General features: G+C 35.5%; 12 protein-coding genes. 7 read left to right on the top strand and 5 right to left on the bottom strand.

All coding sequences use genetic code 11. The annotated features are described in order from the left end of the window. Positions 1-133 precede the first annotated feature (133 nt). From A6E04_RS01620 to A6E04_RS01600, 3 genes are all read left to right on the top strand, one after another. Positions 134-4,291, top strand: coding sequence for a LamG-like jellyroll fold domain-containing protein (locus tag A6E04_RS01620; RefSeq protein ID WP_065609569.1), 4,158 nt, complete (start codon positions 134-136; stop codon positions 4,289-4,291). Positions 4,292-4,352: 61 nt separating this feature from the next. Next, positions 4,353-8,960 (top strand): RHS repeat-associated core domain-containing protein, encoded by a 4,608-nt coding sequence (locus A6E04_RS01615; protein WP_065609567.1) that lies wholly within the window; start codon positions 4,353-4,355, stop codon positions 8,958-8,960. A gap of 1,252 nt (positions 8,961-10,212) precedes the next feature. After that, positions 10,213-10,572: a hypothetical protein gene (locus tag A6E04_RS01600; RefSeq protein ID WP_244886235.1), complete on the top strand. Its 360-nt coding sequence runs from the start codon at positions 10,213-10,215 to the stop codon at positions 10,570-10,572. Between the two features lie 278 nt (positions 10,573-10,850). Here the strand turns inward: A6E04_RS01600 and A6E04_RS01595 are convergent, their stop codons facing one another. From A6E04_RS01595 to A6E04_RS01580, 4 genes are all read right to left on the bottom strand, one after another. Further along, positions 10,851-11,747 carry a DMT family transporter gene (locus tag A6E04_RS01595; RefSeq protein WP_065609561.1) on the bottom strand — a complete coding sequence of 299 codons (897 nt, stop codon included), beginning with the start codon at positions 11,745-11,747 and terminating at the stop codon, positions 10,851-10,853. 101 nt (positions 11,748-11,848) lie between these two features. Continuing rightward, positions 11,849-12,295, bottom strand: coding sequence for a copper chaperone PCu(A)C (locus A6E04_RS01590; protein WP_017021883.1), 447 nt, complete (start codon positions 12,293-12,295; stop codon positions 11,849-11,851). Positions 12,296-12,348: 53 nt separating this feature from the next. Beyond that, the gene (locus A6E04_RS01585; protein ID WP_065609559.1) at positions 12,349-12,915 is read right to left on the bottom strand and encodes an SCO family protein; all 567 of its coding nucleotides are present in this window, start codon (positions 12,913-12,915) and stop codon (positions 12,349-12,351) included. Further along, positions 12,912-13,352, bottom strand: a complete 441-nt coding sequence (locus A6E04_RS01580; protein ID WP_065609557.1) for a hypothetical protein — start codon at positions 13,350-13,352, stop codon at positions 12,912-12,914. Before A6E04_RS01580 ends, A6E04_RS01585 begins: the two co-directional genes overlap by 4 nt. A 120-nt stretch (positions 13,353-13,472) precedes the next feature. On the opposite strand from A6E04_RS01580, the gene A6E04_RS01575 reads away from it, so the two are divergent. Together A6E04_RS01575 and A6E04_RS01570 are read left to right on the top strand one after the other, a co-directional pair. Next, positions 13,473-14,039, top strand: coding sequence for a DNA-3-methyladenine glycosylase I (locus tag A6E04_RS01575; protein WP_065609555.1), 567 nt, complete (start codon positions 13,473-13,475; stop codon positions 14,037-14,039). A gap of 89 nt (positions 14,040-14,128) precedes the next feature. Further along, positions 14,129-14,314 carry a hypothetical protein gene (locus A6E04_RS01570; RefSeq protein ID WP_012552081.1) on the top strand — a complete coding sequence of 62 codons (186 nt, stop codon included), beginning with the start codon at positions 14,129-14,131 and terminating at the stop codon, positions 14,312-14,314. A gap of 81 nt (positions 14,315-14,395) precedes the next feature. Here the strand turns inward: A6E04_RS01570 and A6E04_RS01565 are convergent, their stop codons facing one another. Next, complete coding sequence (locus A6E04_RS01565) at positions 14,396-15,283, bottom strand: endonuclease/exonuclease/phosphatase family protein (RefSeq protein ID WP_241802779.1); 888 nt, start codon at positions 15,281-15,283, stop codon at positions 14,396-14,398. A gap of 240 nt (positions 15,284-15,523) precedes the next feature. Between A6E04_RS01565 and nrdD the strand changes: the two genes are divergently transcribed. Next, on the top strand, positions 15,524-17,644 hold the full coding sequence (nrdD, locus tag A6E04_RS01560) for an anaerobic ribonucleoside-triphosphate reductase (protein WP_065609553.1): 2,121 nt from the start codon (positions 15,524-15,526) through the stop codon (positions 17,642-17,644). After that, on the top strand, positions 17,644-18,114 hold the full coding sequence (nrdG, locus tag A6E04_RS01555) for an anaerobic ribonucleoside-triphosphate reductase-activating protein (RefSeq protein ID WP_023602999.1): 471 nt from the start codon (positions 17,644-17,646) through the stop codon (positions 18,112-18,114). Before nrdD ends, nrdG begins: the two co-directional genes overlap by 1 nt. The last annotated feature ends 66 nt before the right edge of the window (positions 18,115-18,180 follow it).

Here is an 18,180-nt window from a genome sequence, read left to right as displayed (position 1 = left end):
ATTATAAATAGTCATTTACTGCAGTTGAAATGAACTCATTAATATTAGCTTTAATTTCTTCGCTACGATGACCGTTTTGAATATTATTCTTTTGGTAAAATACTAAAAGTATTCTTATTTTTAAAGGTTTTTAATGTATCGTATATTGGTTGTTTTTTTTGTCTTTATTTCTTTTAGGGTCTTTTCAATAAGCTTTGATTATGATGATCTTGGAAGACTTTCATACTCTAAAGATGACTATTATGTATATGATGCAAATAATAATTTATTAACAATAGGAAAAGATATATCAGGAAATGTTGATGATATATCTTTTGTAGAATTGTATCCAATTAATGGTTCTTATAAAAATTATTTAAGTATTACATTTAAGTGGGAAAATGAAGAATTAAATAATAGTTTTATTTATGACCTTTATATAAGTGAGGATGAAAATCCAACTCTGTATAAATCAAATAATGAATTATCTTATTTAACGGCTTCATTTGAGGATGAAGTAAAGCCTCTTTATTGGCGTGTTGTTGCTAGAAATATACAAGGAAGTAGTAAATCGAGTCAAATATTCAAAATATTTCCTTTGGATGAAGATATGGATGAAATTCCTGACCATATTGAAGCTTCGATGTGTACAAGTTCAAATAAGTCGGATACAGACGGAGATAACCTATCAGATAATAATGAAATACAACTAGGTACTAATCCTTGTAATAGTGATACAGATAGTGATGGCATTCCTGATGGTATCGAATATCAAATAGGGAGTGATCCGCTTCATCAAGATTCTGGAACAATAGTAGATAATTTTAATGAAAGTTACTGGGAAAGCTACGTTATTGATGTAGAAAAGCAGGCTAATCTTCAAGGAATAAAAGAAGAATCAGGTTCTGCATTATTAGATGTTAGTGATAATGATGGATATGCTATTAGCGGTATTGTGCCTGAAAGTGATGATTTTACTATGATGTACTGGGTTAAGAGCGATTTGCTTAAAAGTCAGCTTTCAGGAAGTAGTGACAGTTCATTATATAGACGTAGCTATTTAGGTATCAATAAATATGGTAGAGAATATGCTCGTTATGGAAGTCATAGTTCGAGTTCAGCAACTAAGCCTAATTTAATAAATATAGATGAATGGTCTCATTTAGCTTTGAGTAGTGATAACAAAGGTGTTCGGGTATATATAAATAGTGAATTGGTGTATTCGTATAGCGGTAAAAATAGCTATAAACAATCAGAGTTTGCATTGTGGTTTGGAGCTTTAAATTCAGAAGGTTTTGCTTTGCATCAATTATCTGGACAGTTGACTGATATTCAGATCTGGCGTCGGGGTTTGAGTCAGAAAGAAGTGCGTAAATATATGATTGAAATGCCAAATGGAACTGAACTCGATTTGCAAGCAGCCTATGATTTCAATCGCTGGCGTGGTGATTGGGTATATAACAACGTATCGGGTCGATATGATCTTAAGCTAGTTCACGGGGCTCATCTAACTGAGAAGGTTGGAAGCTTAGATAGTGATAGTGATGGTTTATTCGACGAAGTTGAACAAGCTTTATGTACTGATCCGAATAACTCGGACAGCGACAGCGACGGCTTATTTGATGGTGAAGAGTATCAATCTGGTACAAATCCATGTCGTCCAGATACTGATAACGATGGTATTGAGGATGGCGCTGAATATCAAATTGGTAGCGATCCTCTTGTCCCCGATCCTAATGAGATAAATATTAATTTAGATGAAAGTTATTGGTCAAGCTATGTGGATTATGTAGCAGTTCAAGCGAACCTTGAAGATATTAAGGAGGAGTCAGGCTCGGCATTATTAGATGTTAGTGATAATGATGGCTATGCCATCAGTGGCATCGCCCCTGAAGGCTCAGAGTTCAGCATGATGTACTGGGTTAAAACTGATGCGATTACCCTTCAATTATCAGGCAGCAGTGATAGTTCAACTTATGGGCGCAGTTATTTAGGCGTTAGTAGGTATGGCCGAGAATATATGCATTACGGAGGAGGCTATTCCAAAAGCAGCTCAGAGCCTAAGCCAATAAAAGTAGGCGAATGGAGTCATCTTGGGATGACGCATAATGCCGAGGGCTCCCAAGTTTATATTAATGGAGAATTGATGTTTTCTCGAAATTATGACAATAAGTATAAACGCTCAGGATTGGCATTATGGATAGGGGCGCTGAATAAACAATACCTAGCAACCGATTTATTCTCAGGGCAAATAACTGATGTGCAAGTGTGGAATAGAGGGTTAACTCAAAAAGAAGTTCGTCAGTATATGGCAGAAATGCCCAAAGGTACTGAAGAAAACTTACAAGCTGCGTACGACTTTAATCGCAGGCGTGGTGATTGGGTATACAACAAAGCATCAGGGAAATACGATTTAAAATTAGTGAATGGTGCTCACCTTACAGAGCAAATTAAAAAAGTGGACAGTGATGGCGATGGGATTTCTGATGATATTGAATCTGGTTTATGTACAAACGTAAATGATCCCGACACTGATAAGGATGGTTTATCTGATGGTGATGAGCTTAATTTAGGTACAGATCCTTGCTTGTCAGATACTGATGGTGATGGGATTGAGGATGGTTTTGAGCAGCAGATAGGCAGTGACCCGCTTAATCAAGATTCTGGTGATACTAATGAGGTATTGGATGAAAGTTATTGGGAAACCTATGTGCATCATGAAACAGAGCAAGCAATAGAGCAAGGAACCCCAGAGGAAGTGGGTTCAGCGTTGTTGGACGTAACTGATAATACAGGGTATGCCATTAGTGGAATTGTGCCAAAAAGCCATGATTTTACTATGATGTATTGGGTTAAAGCGACAGAGATTAAGACTCAGATATCAGGTAGCCGTGGGGTTACATCATCTCAACAAAGTTATTTAGGAATAAATAGCAGGGGGAGAGAATATGTACGTTTTGGTAAACGGGGTTCTAATACAGGCAGCAAACCATCCCCAATTAAAGAGAATCAATGGGTGCATTTAGCGTTAAGTGTGGATGATAAAGGTATTCGTGTGTATATCAATGCAGAGTTGATGTATTTGTACAGCGGCGATAGTGGTTATGTACCTTCAAAATTTGCATTGTGGTTTGGGGCTTTAAATTCAAAAGGGGTTGTAGAAAGTTTATTACGTGGCCAGTTAACGGATGTTCAGATTTGGGATCGAGGATTAAACCAAAAAGAAATCCGTCAATATATGGTTGAAATGCCAAATGGAACTGAACTCAATTTGCAAGCAGCCTATGATTTCAATCGTTGGCGCGGTGATTGGGTATATAACAACGTATCAGGTCGATATGATCTTAAGCTAGTTCATGGCGCTCATCTAACTGAGAAGGTTGGAAGCTTAGATAGTGATGGTGATGGTTTATTCGACGAAGTTGAACAAGCTTTATGTACTGATCCGAATAACTCGGACAGCGACAGCGACGGTTTATTTGATGGTGAAGAGTATCAATCTGGTACAGATCCATGTCATTCAGATACAGATAACGATGGCATTGAAGATGACGCTGAATATCAAATTGGTAGCGATCCTCTAGTCCCCGATCCCAATGAGATAAATATTAATTTAGATGAAAATTATTGGTCAAGTTATGTGAATTATGCTGCAGTTCAAGCAGACCTTGAAGGTATCAAGGAAGAGTCAGGCTCGGGGCTATTGGATGTTAGTGATAATGATGGCTATGCCATCAGTGGCATCGCCCCTGAAGGCTCAGAGTTCAGCATGATGTACTGGGTTAAAACTGATGCGATTACCCTTCAATTATCAGGCAGCAGTGATAGTTCAACTTATGGGCGCAGTTATTTAGGCGTTAGCAGGTATGGCCGAGAATATATGCATTACGGAGGAGGCTATTCCAAAAGCAGCTCAGAGCCTAAGCCAATAAAAGTAGGGGAATGGAGTCATCTTGGGATGACGCATAATACCGAGGGCTCCCAAGTTTATATTAATGGAGAATTGATGTTTTCTCGAAATTATGACAATAAGTATAAACGCTCAGGATTGGCATTATGGATAGGGGCGCTGAATAAACAATACCTAGCAACCGATTTATTCTCAGGGCAAATAACCGATGTGCAAGTGTGGAATAGAGGGTTAACTCAAAAAGAAGTTCGTCAATACATGGCAGAAATGCCAAATGGAACTGAACTTGATTTGCAAGCCGCGTATGACTTTAATCGCTGGCGTGGTGATTGGGTATACAACAAAGTATCAGGCCAATATGATTTGAAATTAGTGAATGGTGCCTATTTGAAGAAAAGATAAAGTAATTGAGAAATAAGAAAATAACCTAAGCGGTGAAATTATTATAATAAGAGAGTTTTAAATGAGAAAGTATGGAATTGTTTTTTGGTTAGTTATAGTTGCAGTACTTCTAACTGGCTGTCGTTCTGAAAAGAAATTATTAAATATAAAACAGGTTAGTCCAACGCTTATTGAAATGGATTTAAATGAAACACCAACTCATGAACAATTGAGTGCCGCAGGTCAACTAGGTGGTGTTCTTGTACCCACAAAACCAGTTATGGATAAAGTTAGACCAAGTTCATTTGATGTATTTAGTCATTTCTCTGATGATGAAAAGGAACGAAAACTATTTGGACAAGCAATACAAAACTGGAATAAACACTCTTACTCTGATGCTGTAAATAAATTTGATAATTTTAGACAAAAATTTCCACATAGTGCTTGGACCTCTGAAGCGACATTGCATATGGCATGTAACGCTAGGTTTACTGGGCAATATACAACAGCAAACATACTTTTTAATGAAATTATTGAACAAAATAAAGACTCTGATTATATCGGGGCCCGTTTAATGACTGCTAAAGCAAAAAGTCGACTAGCAGTATTGAGGTTAATGGAAAATAATTCAGAACAAGCTAAGAATCTTTTTAGCCAAGTATATTCAGACTCGCCTGATTGGAGGTTAAAAGTATATGCATCAAATTGGTTAAGGAAACTATCTGTTCGTAAAGATAGTGCAGGAAGCTTACTTGATTGTGGAACTAGAGCCCTATCATATTTACTAGAAAAAGATGGATTTTATGAAGATGCAGAGAGTGTTTTGGGATATATACCAGATAACGAAAATGGTTTTAGTATTTCTGAATTGATTCTATTAGCAAATGAATACAAATATAAAGCTCATGCCATAAAAGCTACAGTTAATGAATTAATGACGTTACAAGAACCTGCTATTTTGCAAATAAGCAGAAGTTCAACGGGAGGAAAAGGACATTATTGGGTATTAGAAAATATAGAAAATGGACAATTTAATATTTTTGATCCTCAAATGAACAGGCGGTTTCAATTCAATGCTGAACAGATAAAAAAAGAGTGGGGAGGAAATGTAATATTACTCTCTAAAACAGGAAGTAATGCTATTGGCGAATTAATGTCTGAAGAGGAAATGACATCAACTTATGGAGGGTGCTGTGGTATTCAAAGGCCTCAAGGTGATACAGGTTTGCCGGAAAGTATCCCTGATAATTCGGATGATAGTCCAGAAAGTGATTGTTCAAAAGGTGCGCCTATTTGGACGGTAAATATGGTTAATATGAACCTATTTATGACAGATATCCCACTCTGGTATAACAATGAAATCGGTCCAAATGTGGAAATTAAATTAAGTTATAACTCACTGAGTGTTTTGGCTCAAAATGAACCATTTGGTAATAAATGGATGTTCAACTATGGTACTTATCTTGTTGTTGATCCTGGAGAGGCGGTGACTATATTTGGTTCTGATGGGCGTGAAGATGTATTTATAAAAGATGCTCAAGGAAAATACCAATCAGATAGTTATTATAGAACAAAGTTGGTTCAAGAAAATCAGGATACATATAGCCTAATATATGCAGACGGTTCTAAGAAGATATATGGGGTACCAAAGAATACAAAAGCTCTTCAATATTTTTTATTAGAAAAAATGGATGCTTATGGGAATAAATTGATTTTCCATTATAACAATGAAGCAAAAATGGTATCTATTGAAGATTCACATAATAGAATGACACACCTTAATTATGATGCAGTAGGCTTAATTTCATCTGTAGATGACCCATTCGGACGAAAAGCAACTTTTTTATATGATGAGAATCGGAACTTAATATCATTAGTTGATATGGAGGGGTATACTGCATCATTGACATATGATGATAATCGTTTTGTAACTTCGTTAGGTGATGCGAAGGGGACAACAAAGTTTTATATAGAGCCTGCTGACGGTATTCGAAATGGTGCCGTTGCATATAATTCTCCAGGCTCTGATATGTGGGAAAATTATCGTATAACAGTAACATTACCCAATAAAAAGAAAGAAGAATATTATTTTAACGGATTTAATAAATCGTCTTGGTATGTAAATGCTGATAATTATCGTGATTTTTACTCTGAGAACAATAATTATAGCTCTAAAATTAAAAAAACAGTCTATAAATTTGTCGTACCAAATGGACGCATAGGTAAGATCTCTGAGGTTAAACACCCTGATGGGAGCAGCAATAAAATTGAGTATTATAAGAATAATAAGATAAAATCAATTAAAGACCAATTTGGTAAAAATCAAGAATTTAAATGGAATGAGAATGGATTATTAATAGAAAGAATTGATAAGTTAGGTAATACCATAATCTATGATTATGCTGATAATAATATCGATTTGATTTCTATATCAACAGTTAATGGTGTCATAAAAATAGAATATGATGATTATCATAAAGTAGTTAGTATTTCTGATTATAATGGAGATATATCAAAAATTATTTATAATGAGAATGGTAATGAAATAAGAAAAATCAATGAAGAAGGCATTGTGACTAACTTTATTAGAAATGAATTAGATTTTATTAAAGAAATTGTTCGTTCTGGAAAGACGATTAAAAAATATACTTATGACTCTATGGGGCGGATTGAAAAATATAAAGATATAAATAATTATACATATCTTTATGAATATAATAATATTGATACTTTACTAAAAGTGACTTATCCATCAGGAAGAGTCATTAAAAAAGTCTATGGTACTTGTCCTCGTATGTTGACAAAGAAAATACGCCAAAAAGATAGAGTGTATGAATACAGGTATAATGATTCTAAACAATTAACAAAAATAATAAATCCAATATTAGGCAGGGTTGAACTTACTCGTTCATCATCGGGTTTAATAACCTCTATTTTAGACGAGAATAGTAATCGAACTAAATTCGATTATACCTCGATAGGTAAATTAAATAAAAAAACTTATTCAGATGGAACAAACGTAAATATTGAATATGATAAAGATGGTTTGCTGACTAAAAAAGTTAATTCAAGAGAGATAATAAAAGAATTCATTTATAATGATAAACAACAAATCACAAGAGTTGATTACAGTGATGATACCCCAAGTGTTAACTATCAATATGATGAACAAGGACGAGTAACCTTAATTACTGATCAATTTGGTAATACAAAATTCGAATATTATCCTAATGGACAATTGAAGACTAAAGATGGGCCTCTAGATAATGACTTAATATCTATTACTTATAATAAAGTAAAGAAAATATCATCTGTAGCTGTCAACAATACGATAAACTCTAGTTATGAATACGATGATTTAGGAAGATTGTTAACGATTAACGCTTTTTCAAAAGATTTTAATTACAGCTATAGCAATACTTCTTTATCTCCGTTAATAATGCTTGATTATCCGAGTGGGGTTCAACAAAGTTGGCAATGGGATAAACAGTCTGATTTAGCTCAATTAAGGTATACAAAACAAGATACTTCTATTGCCGAGTATAACTATAAATTTGATGAATCGGGACAGCTTTCCGAGCAAATTGGTACAAGCGCATGGAGAATGGATGTTCCTAAATTTACTGCCCGCTATAATGATTTAAATCAAATTATAGAATGGAATGGGGACAAGAATATTTTCGACTATGATAAAGATGGTAACCCGACAAAGGGTATTTTAGGTGATGGAACTTCCTTTACCGCGATATATGATGCAGAGAATAGGTTAGTTGAGCTGAGTTTTATACGTCAAGGTATTAAGTATAAAGAAACATTTGGTTACGCATACAACAATATGCTTTCAGAGTATAAGCTTTATCAAAATGCAGTTTTAGCTAAAACAAAACGTTATGTTCGCCTTGGATTAGTTGAGTTACAAGAACAAGATGCAAAAGGAAAAGTCGAACAAGAATATGCATGGAATTTATATGCCAAAGGCGGTATTGGTAATTTATTAATAACAAAAACTGCGGATAAGTTTTATCAATACATTTATAGCTATACTGGTAACGTACAAAAAGTGATTGATGGTAGCGGTAATATTGTTGCTAACTATCAATACACACCATATGGACAGGTATCGGGAGATGCTTTTACATTACAACCATTCGGTTATTCGACCAAACGAAGTGATTTTGAAAGTGGGTTAGTTTATTTTGGTTATCGGTTTTATGCTCCGCATTTAGGTCGCTGGTTAAATCGAGATCCTCTTCAAGAAGAAGGTGGTATTAATTTATACGCATATGTAAATGGTGACCCTCTAGGATATGTTGATCCAGATGGGAGGTGGTCTATTAGTGTTAACTTTTATCGTGGATGGGGGTTTGGAATAACAGTAGGCTATAATGAAAATACAGGTAATAATTGGGCTGAATTTAATACAGGGTTTGGTTATGGGTTAGGAGGGGCTTTCAATCCTAATGATAATGGACCTGATAAATGTGGATATTATTTTGGAGCTAGAGCTCAATGGTCTGCCATGGTTAATGGCATTGGTATTGGAGGGAAGACTGAATCAGATGGTTTATATGTTAATCCTAATTATGAAAATAATTTGTTTGATATAGATTTAATGACTGATGTTAATAGTGTTAATAATGGTTTTGATATATCAGGAAGTAGTGGTATATTTATTGGTAAAGTGTATTAAGGACTGAAATATGGATTTATTAGCTTTATTAAAATTTTATATAACAAGTGTTATTGTACTTCTAGGTGTTTTGATTATGTTATCACCATTAATATTGGGGATATACAGAAAGAAAGAGAAAAACAATGGGCCAAAAGATCTGTCAATGTTATTCAGTAAAAAGGATTTTTTGACTAAAAAAGGATTGATAGTTAGATTTTATATCAAAAAATTGATATTAATATTATTAATGCTAACGATAATAAACTTTTTTATACTCGATTTTTTATTTTGAGGTGTAGATGTCACAACCAATAGCATTAATATTGATCTATTGCATAATAAATTCAATATTTCATTTCCTTTATGGATTCGAATTTATCCTCTCTGATAGAAATTATATTTTGAGTCATGTGGCAAGTATATATGTATCGTTTATTAGTATACTTGCTTTTCTTGGGCTTCTTAATAAGAAAAAATGGGGAGGGTTCATGATAGTAATGATGCCATTAATATATACATTTATTTTATATGTTGATTCTGGTAAAGCTGTATATGGAATAGTAAGTGTTTTTTTTACTAATTCAATTTGGATTATTTTTTGGTGTGTTCATTTTTTTCTTTTTAAGAAATGGTCATATTTTCATACAAATTGATTGATATAACATGCCGAGTATCTATATGTACTGCTAATGGAGGGAATGTTTTTTTAAGGGAATACGTAATGAAAAAGAGATATCAGGTTTAGTCATAGGGAGTTATGAACAATCATCTAAAAATACACTTTTTCAAACAAAAGCTTATATTTATGGTAGTGATAGATACGTATTAATTTGTGAATAATATTTGTCTTATACTAAGGTCTGGTTATTCCTTAATGTTATTTACTTTTGATACTGGCGGTGAAATATGGAAATATAATTACTAAAAATGAAGCCATGATATCATAATTAGCAATGTCTTTAGTTATTATTATTAATTTAGCTAACATTACGGATGCACTTTTTGAACTTTATGTAGCATTAAAATAATTTTTCTTACGTAAACTATCATTTAGTATATGGTTTCTTTGTAAATATTATATGTTTTTAAAAGATAATGACATATTATGCTTTAGATATAATAAGAAGATATACTACATTAGTAATAAACCTGATTCGAAGTATAAATACTATTTATATAGTAATGGATTGTTATATTTTCCTAGTTGAAGTAGGTAAAACGAAATTTCAGCTGTAGACGCTACAGCTGAAATTTTATTATAGGTAGAACAATGCGATTAACAATGTATTTTTGTCTATTTTTAATTTTAGTATTATTTATGCTATTTGTTAATTATGAGGTTGACGAAGAATTAGCCGTTGGTAAAATAAAAAGAATAGATATTTATAAAAAGGTTCCTGTATATAAAAACGCTCTTTTAAACGAACCTATGAGTATAATTATAGTTGATCTAAATGATAAGGAATTTAATGCTAGTGGTAATTGCCCTGAATATACTATTGGTTGGAATGTTTTAGTAAAACTTAGAAATGATTATAATATAATTAATTGTAAACCATATATAGAACTAACTATGAAGTATCGAACTAATACAATTATAGAAAAAATAAACTTTTCTATGATAAAGTAAATTATAAATATGTTAAATAAAATGCGGGTAAGCAAGATAAGTATAAAAATAATTAAAATATTATGTTTATTTACTGTTTATTTAAAGGCATACATAATGAAAAAGAAATATCAGGGTTAGTCTTAGGACGTTGTGAACAATCGTCTAAGGATACTCTTTTTCAAGTAGAGCCTTATTTTTATGGTGACGAAAAATATATTTTAGAGTATAACGGATTTAACAAAAAAGCCGACTTATCATAGTCGGCTTGTTTTATCGAATTTACTGCGGTGACCTTGCTAGACTTTAAGGAGCACTTCTGCTTCTTTTTTGGCTTTCTTAGTTTTTATCTGAGCCAAAATAACCCCAGAAATCACCATTAATCCACCCATTAAGTGATAACTTTCAATTTTCTCACCTAATAAAACAGCTGCAAGAGAAACGGCTACAACTGGCATTAAATTCATGAACATCGCGCTAGATTCGGCACCAATGACATCAATGGCTTTAACCCACATCCAAGGGGCAGCAATAGAAGCCGCAATAGAGGCGTACATAATCAGTGGGATAGATTCTTTCGGTGGTAATAAATTGTCACTGGTTAGCCATAACGGCATTAGCATGGCGACAGCAAACATGCCTTGCATATAAATCATCTGCCAGTTAGTGATAGGCATTTTCCAACGTTTCAGTAATACGCAATAGGCTGCATAAGTGAATGCTGCTATTACCATTAAACCATCGCCTTGAGTGATCGGTTGATGCAAAAAGAAAGTCACATCGCCATGACCAAGCATAAACGTTAAGCCGGCTAACGAAATTACTGCACCAACAATACTTAATGCGGATATGCGTTTTCCCAGCAACGGCACACTAAGAAAAACACTGATGAGTGGCACTAAAGAAATGATTAATGACATATTCGATGCTGTGGTGGTTAATCCTGCGTAGTAGCCTAATGATTGGTTGATGACCATGCCAAGTAAAGCTAAAAAAGCCAGCTTAGAGAGGTAAGGGCGTATCACATGGCGAGATTTAATAATCGAAGGCAAGCAAAATGGCGTTAACAGAAGCATTGCAAAAGCCCAACGATAAAAACTCATGGCACTTGGCTCAATAGCTGATGCTGCCATTTTATTAATGATGGAATTTCCGCCCCAAATGATGACGGTAAGTAGCGGTAATAAGTAATACATGTGAGCTGCATCTCATCAGGAGGTAATGAGATGCAGTGTGACAGGTCGAATTGTTTATATATATCTCTAATCGGACACCTTGATTTACTAATAAGACACGATTACATTTTGTGCTTCATTCCTGCCATTACTTTCTTTACTGGTGCTTTAAATACTTCTTTATCGCCATCAGCAAAATTGAGTGTCACATCAATAAAGTCACTTTCTTTTAGAGGTTGAGCCAAATCAAATAGCATTATATGCAGGCCACCTGGTTTTAGCATGACTTCTTGATCTTTAGGGATCTCAATCGTATCTACTTCTCGCATTTTCATCATGCCGTCGGTTTTAATCACGGTGTGCAATTCTACTTTCTTTGCTGCAGAGGTGGTTGCTGATACTAAGGTTCTCGTCGCATCACCTGTATTTTTAATGGTCATGAAAATGGCGCTGTTTGTTGCGTTTGGTGGTGTTGCTCGTGCGTATGGGTTTTCGATAATTAATTGGCTTTGAGCAAAAGCGCCAGTGCTAAGAAGTAGTGCACTAAGAGCAAAAAGTGATTTTTTCATGATGTTATTCCTTTAAAGTATGATTTTTATTATTTTGTCATTAAGTGTGTTGCTTAGTTTGCTGGCAATGAAAGAGATTGAATCGCTTCCACTATGGGATCTGGCGATATAGTGTGAGGCACTTTACGTATTAATGAACCATCTGGTTTTAGAAAGTAGAAATACGAGGAGTGATCAATCGTATATTTTAATGCTGAGTCTTTTAACTCGGTCTTATGAAAGGTGACACTGTAGCGTCTTGCTAATTCATTGATAGCATCGACTGATCCTGAAACGCCTTCAATTGAAGAATGAAAATAATGTGCGTATTCTGCGGAGTGTTCAGGACTGTCTCTTTCTGGATCAAGAGTCACAAAGACAGGTCTTAATGTTTGTAATGTTTCTGGATCGATTTGATTTAATGCGCCAGAGAGCATCGCTAATGAAGTTGGGCAGACATCAGGGCAGCGAGTAAAACCAAAATAGACGATACGAACACGGGGATCGTCGAGATCAAAAAGATCAACGGGTTTATTTTCTATAGCATACAGTGCGTTATCGTCAGTTGAATACGCTAAATAGGCTTGTTTTACTCCGAAACCAATGAATATAATTGCGATTATTAATAAGAGTTTTTTCATTGGACGGCCTTTAATGAAACAGAGACTGAGGTGGTTCCATCACTGATGGTACCTACCCATGTCATGCTGTTTTGGGTGCAAATTGGAAGTAAAATAGTGCCATTAAATTGGTGGTTTTCATTTTTTGATAATTTAAAAATAGGATTGCCCATTTCCATTTCATGCCCCTTCAAAGAAACGATGAGGTTGTCTGTATTTAAGTTCGGCCAATTCACAGTAATAGAGCTCGGTTCTAAAGGCGTAAGTACGTCTTTTTCTAACTCGATGTCGATGCCATTTTTTGTACAAGGCAGGCTTGAGAGCTTACACGTCTCTTCAATTTGAACGGTTTGTGCCGAATAAGAAATAAGAGCGTCTTTTATCTCGGTGAAAAAAAATCCAACACCAAATAAAAGTAACACGGCAATGACTTTCATTGCTGAAGAGGCTATGTTCATATACAAATAAATTTATCAAATAAAAGTATGATAATAGTAGCATAGCAACAATACAGGGCAGTGTACTGGTTGTTGGAGTGTGATCATCGTTAAAATTTAGTAAAAAAGGATAAGTAGGCTATGGATAAAAAACGTTGCCAGTGGGCTGAAGTTTCTGATTTAGATAGAGAATATCATGATAATGAATGGGGTGTCCCTGTTCACTCTGATCAACAATTGTTTGAATCTTTAATTTTAGAAGGTGCGCAAGCGGGATTAAGTTGGTCTACTATTTTAAAAAAACGGGAAGGCTACCGTTTGCTGTTTGATGGTTTTGATGTTGAAAAAATCGTTAAATATGATCAAGATAAAGTCGAAGCGTTAATGCTAGACGCTCGTATTGTTCGTCATCGCTTAAAAATTAATTCGGTGATCACCAATGCTCAGGCCTTTATTAAGATACAGCAAGAGTTTGGCAGTTTTTCTGACTATTTGTGGTCTTACGTTGATGGCAAACCAATGATAAATAAGTGGGAAACAATGGCTGATGTGCCAGCCACCACTGAGTTATCTGATAAATTAAGTAAAGATCTAAAGAAACGTGGTTTTAAATTTATTGGTTCGACCATCTGTTACGCTTTTTTACAGGCGACGGGCGTAATCGATGATCATCTTGTCAGTTGCCCTTGCCACAAAGGTTGGTTTTAAGTTACTGTTAAGTTAACTAATGGTTAGCGGATACCGTATTTAGAATAAGCGTAAAGTAAGTGTACTACGTAGGTAATCAAGGAGAGATTATGACGAATAAGATGATAGAAGACACGGATGCAAATATTATCGAAACCGTGGATATTAATGGCACGTATCAAGAAGAGCGACGAGAAAAGGAAGAAAGAAGAAATTACCCAACAAAATCTGTTCTTTTTGAGCGTCGAATAACAAAAGATAAACGCATTAAGAAGAGTATCGACATTAAAATTTAATCTCTTTCTCATGATTACCATGAATAAACTGTGTATTTGATATTAAAAAGGAGCGTAATTTACGCTCCTTTTTTGTGTCTGCTAATCTTTTATTTTAAATATAATAGGGCAGTGATCGGTGAGTTGGAATTTTTTAACGTCATTTTGGTCATACAGTAATTGCTCTACTTCGACTTGTTTAAGAGAAAGATTACTAATGCCGTGATCAATCAAGCGGGTAAATGTGGTGTATTTAGGCCAATTACGTTTCCATTGTTTAACGGTGCAACTACCTTTGGTGTCTTCTGTTAGTAGGTATGGGTCTTGTGGTGTGCCTTTTTGAATTTCTTTCCACACCCAACTTCTTGGGTGCGCTAAGGTGTGGTTAAAGTCCCCAAGAATTAAGTAATCTTGTTTCTTTTCGTTTCGCTCATTTATCCAATCAATCACTTCTTCTGTTTGTTGTTCAAGAGTAGAACAGGCGTAGTTGTTCTTTTTCTGACCAAAACACCCTGATTTCAAATGAACAGAAAGTAAATGCAAAGGCTTTTCGTTTACGGTTGCAATGATATAAGCCGCATAACGTAATTTGCTGGTTTTCTTGTTGGGTAACAGAGAAAAATCATCAGGGTCAGTCACGCTAATTGAGTTGTGCACGGCAAAACCCGTGTATTGGTTTATGTCATTAAACTGCTTTTTTGGGTTAGATGAACGATCGGATAAGTAGATTTTATACTCGTTCCCCACGACTTTTTGAATCGCCTCAGCGGAATCGACTTCTTGGAAGGCCAATATTTGGCTACTTGATTTAATAAAATAATTATTTAAGGATTGAAAATCGTATTCATTTCTTTCTGATGGTTTAAATTTTTCAGATGGATTGAGTGTTAACCATTCCATATTCCATGTCGATAGTGTGACAGCATAGCTTGAAAATGAGCTAAAAATAAGCATGTAAAAACTGAGTAAGCGAGTAATTCGTTGATTCATAAGTCCTCCAGAAATCGCAAGCAGTTTAATCAAAAACTTACTGCATAGCACACAAAAAAATGTTTCATTTTCATACATTGCAACGAATTTGAGAACAAGATTAAAGCAGTGGTGAAAGTAGAATCACCCTCAGATTTCTCTTGATCTAGATCAAGGTATTTTATTCGTAGATCGAGCTTAATACACCACATCTTGTGTTAGCGAGTCTAATGCACCCACTATTTAGTATTTGGAGCCACTGTGAACATAACTGTAATCAAACGAGATGGAAGTCGTGCAGCCTATGAGAATTCTCGTATTATTGACGCTGTAAAAGGCGCTTCAGAGCAGGTTACGCCTGAAATTGAGAGTTATGCTCAGCTAGTGGCTCATGCCGTTGAAGTGGCTCTACAGGGACAAAAAGAAGTGGGTATTCGTCAGATCCAAGATCTGGTTGAAAACGAATTAATGCAAGGACCACACAAAGTGTTAGCGCGTGCCTATATTGAGTATCGCCATGACCGTGACATTGCTCGTGAAAAAATCAGTGTGCTAAATAAAGAAATTAGCGGCTTGATTGAACAAAGTAATGCTGAATTATTGAATGAAAACGCCAATAAAGACGGCAAAGTTATCCCAACACAGCGTGATTTACTGGCGGGTATTGTGGCTAAGCACTATGCAACACGTCATATTTTACCGCGTGATATTGTTCAAGCGCATGAACGTGGCGAGATCCATTACCACGATCTAGATTACGCCCCGTTCTTCCCAATGTTCAACTGTATGCTGATTGACTTAAAAGGTATGTTAACAGGTGGCTTTAAAATGGGTAATGCGGAAATCGATACACCAAAATCGATTGCCACAGCGACAGCAGTAACCGCGCAAATCATTGCTCAAGTTGCAAGTCATATCTACGGTGGAACTACGATTAACCGTATTGATGAAATTCTTGCGCCTTATGTAACGGTTAGTTACGAAAAAGCGAAGAAATTGGCTGAGAAATGGAACATTGCGGATACTGAAGCGTTTGCTCAAGCACAAACAGAAAAAGAATGTTATGACGCATTCCAATCTCTTGAGTACGAAGTAAACACATTACATACCGCGAACGGACAAACGCCTTTTGTTACGTTTGGTTTTGGTTTAGGCACAAGCTGGGAATCAAAATTAATTCAACGTTCTATTTTAGCGAACCGTATTGCTGGTTTAGGTAAAAACCGTAAAACAGCGGTATTCCCAAAATTAGTCTTCGCTATTCGTGATGGTTTGAACCATAAAAAATCGGATCCTCATTACGACATTAAAGAACTTGCGTTGGAATGTGCTACAAAACGTATGTACCCAGACATTCTTAACTACGACAAAGTAGTTGAAGTGACAGGGTCATTCAAAACGCCAATGGGGTGTCGCAGCTTCTTAGACGTTTATGAAGAAAACGGTGAACAAATTCATGATGGCCGTAATAACATTGGTGTTATCAGCTTAAACCTTCCTCGCGTTGCGATTGAAGCGAAAGGTGATGTGACGGCATTCTACAAATTGCTTGATGAGCGTCTACTTCTTTGTCGTCGTGCATTAGAAACACGTATTTCTCGTCTTGAAGGTGTGAAGGCTCGTGTTGCTCCTATCCTTTATATGGAAGGCGCGTGTGGTGTTCGTCTGAAACCAGATGATGACATTATTAATATCTTTAAAAATGGACGTGCATCTGTATCACTGGGTTACATTGGTGTGCATGAAACGATTGAAGCGTTGTTCGGTAATGATGAACATTTATATGACAACGCAGAGCTTCAAGTAAAAGCATTAGAAATTATTCAATACCTAAAAGATGCAGTCGAAGTATGGACAAAAGAAACCGGTTTTGGCTTTAGTCTTTATGGCACACCAAGTGAAAACTTATGTTCTCGTTTCTGTAAATTAGATAACACACAGTTTGGTGTTATCGATAAAGTGACAGACAAAGGGTACTACACCAACAGTTTCCACCTTGATGTTCAAAAAGTAGTAAATCCATACGATAAGATTGATTTTGAAATGCCTTACCCTGAGATCTCAAGCGGTGGTTTTATTTGTTACGGTGAATTCCCTAACATGCAACGCAATATTGAAGCGTTAGAAAACGTATGGGATTACAGCTACAGCCGTGTGCCTTATTACGGAACAAACACACCCATTGATGAATGCTACGAATGTGGTTTTACGGGTGAGTTCGAATGTACAAGTAAAGGTTTTACGTGTCCTAAATGTGGCAATCATGACTCAACCAAAGTGTCAGTAACACGTCGAGTATGTGGTTATTTAGGCAGCCCTGATGCACGTCCATTTAACTTCGGTAAGCAAGAAGAAGTTCAACGTCGAGTGAAACACTTATAATGAATTATCACGTATATCATTCAATTGATGTGATTAACGGACCGGGTACGCGTTGTACCCTGTTTGTTTCTGGTTGTGAGCACAACTGCAAAGGGTGCTATAACAAGTCCACATTAAATCCAAACTCAGGTCATGTATTTTGTCAGCAATTGGAAGATAAGATCATTGCCGATTTGAATGATACGCGTATTCATCGTCGAGGGTTGTCGCTGTCAGGTGGCGATCCTCTTCATCCTGCCAATTGTGAGGCTGTGCTTAAGTTAGTGAAACGAGTTAACTCTGAATGTGAGAATAAAGACATTTGGATGTGGACAGGTTATACGTTAAGCGAGCTTAACCCAACGCAGCAAGAGATTGTGAATTTGGTTGATACGTTAATCGATGGCCGATTTGAACAAGAGAAAGCGGATCCATCATTAGATTGGCGTGGAAGCAGTAATCAAATCATTCATTATTTTAATGAGTTGTAAAATTAGAGTAAAAAATTAAGCAATAAACCGTGATATTTTCCTATCTGAATGGTAATTTAAATGTAT

This window comes from Aliivibrio logei (assembly GCF_001691055.1).
Classification (GTDB): domain Bacteria; phylum Pseudomonadota; class Gammaproteobacteria; order Enterobacterales; family Vibrionaceae; genus Aliivibrio; species Aliivibrio salmonicida.
Note: the sequence above shows the minus strand (reverse complement) of the source record. Positions and strands in the feature narration are given on the sequence as shown.

Coding starts and splice junctions, on each gene's coding strand:
- A6E04_RS01620 (WP_065609569.1), top strand. CDS start 134: ATGTATCGTATATTGGTTGTTTTTTTTGTCTTTATTTCTTTTAGGGTC.
- A6E04_RS01615 (WP_065609567.1), top strand. CDS start 4,353: ATGAGAAAGTATGGAATTGTTTTTTGGTTAGTTATAGTTGCAGTACTT.
- A6E04_RS01600 (WP_244886235.1), top strand. CDS start 10,213: ATGCGATTAACAATGTATTTTTGTCTATTTTTAATTTTAGTATTATTT.
- A6E04_RS01595 (WP_065609561.1), bottom strand. CDS start 11,747: ATGTATTACTTATTACCGCTACTTACCGTCATCATTTGGGGCGGAAAT.
- A6E04_RS01590 (WP_017021883.1), bottom strand. CDS start 12,295: ATGAAAAAATCACTTTTTGCTCTTAGTGCACTACTTCTTAGCACTGGC.
- A6E04_RS01585 (WP_065609559.1), bottom strand. CDS start 12,915: ATGAAAAAACTCTTATTAATAATCGCAATTATATTCATTGGTTTCGGA.
- A6E04_RS01580 (WP_065609557.1), bottom strand. CDS start 13,352: ATGAACATAGCCTCTTCAGCAATGAAAGTCATTGCCGTGTTACTTTTA.
- A6E04_RS01575 (WP_065609555.1), top strand. CDS start 13,473: ATGGATAAAAAACGTTGCCAGTGGGCTGAAGTTTCTGATTTAGATAGA.
- A6E04_RS01570 (WP_012552081.1), top strand. CDS start 14,129: ATGACGAATAAGATGATAGAAGACACGGATGCAAATATTATCGAAACC.
- A6E04_RS01565 (WP_241802779.1), bottom strand. CDS start 15,283: ATGAATCAACGAATTACTCGCTTACTCAGTTTTTACATGCTTATTTTT.
- nrdG (WP_023602999.1), top strand. CDS start 17,644: ATGAATTATCACGTATATCATTCAATTGATGTGATTAACGGACCGGGT.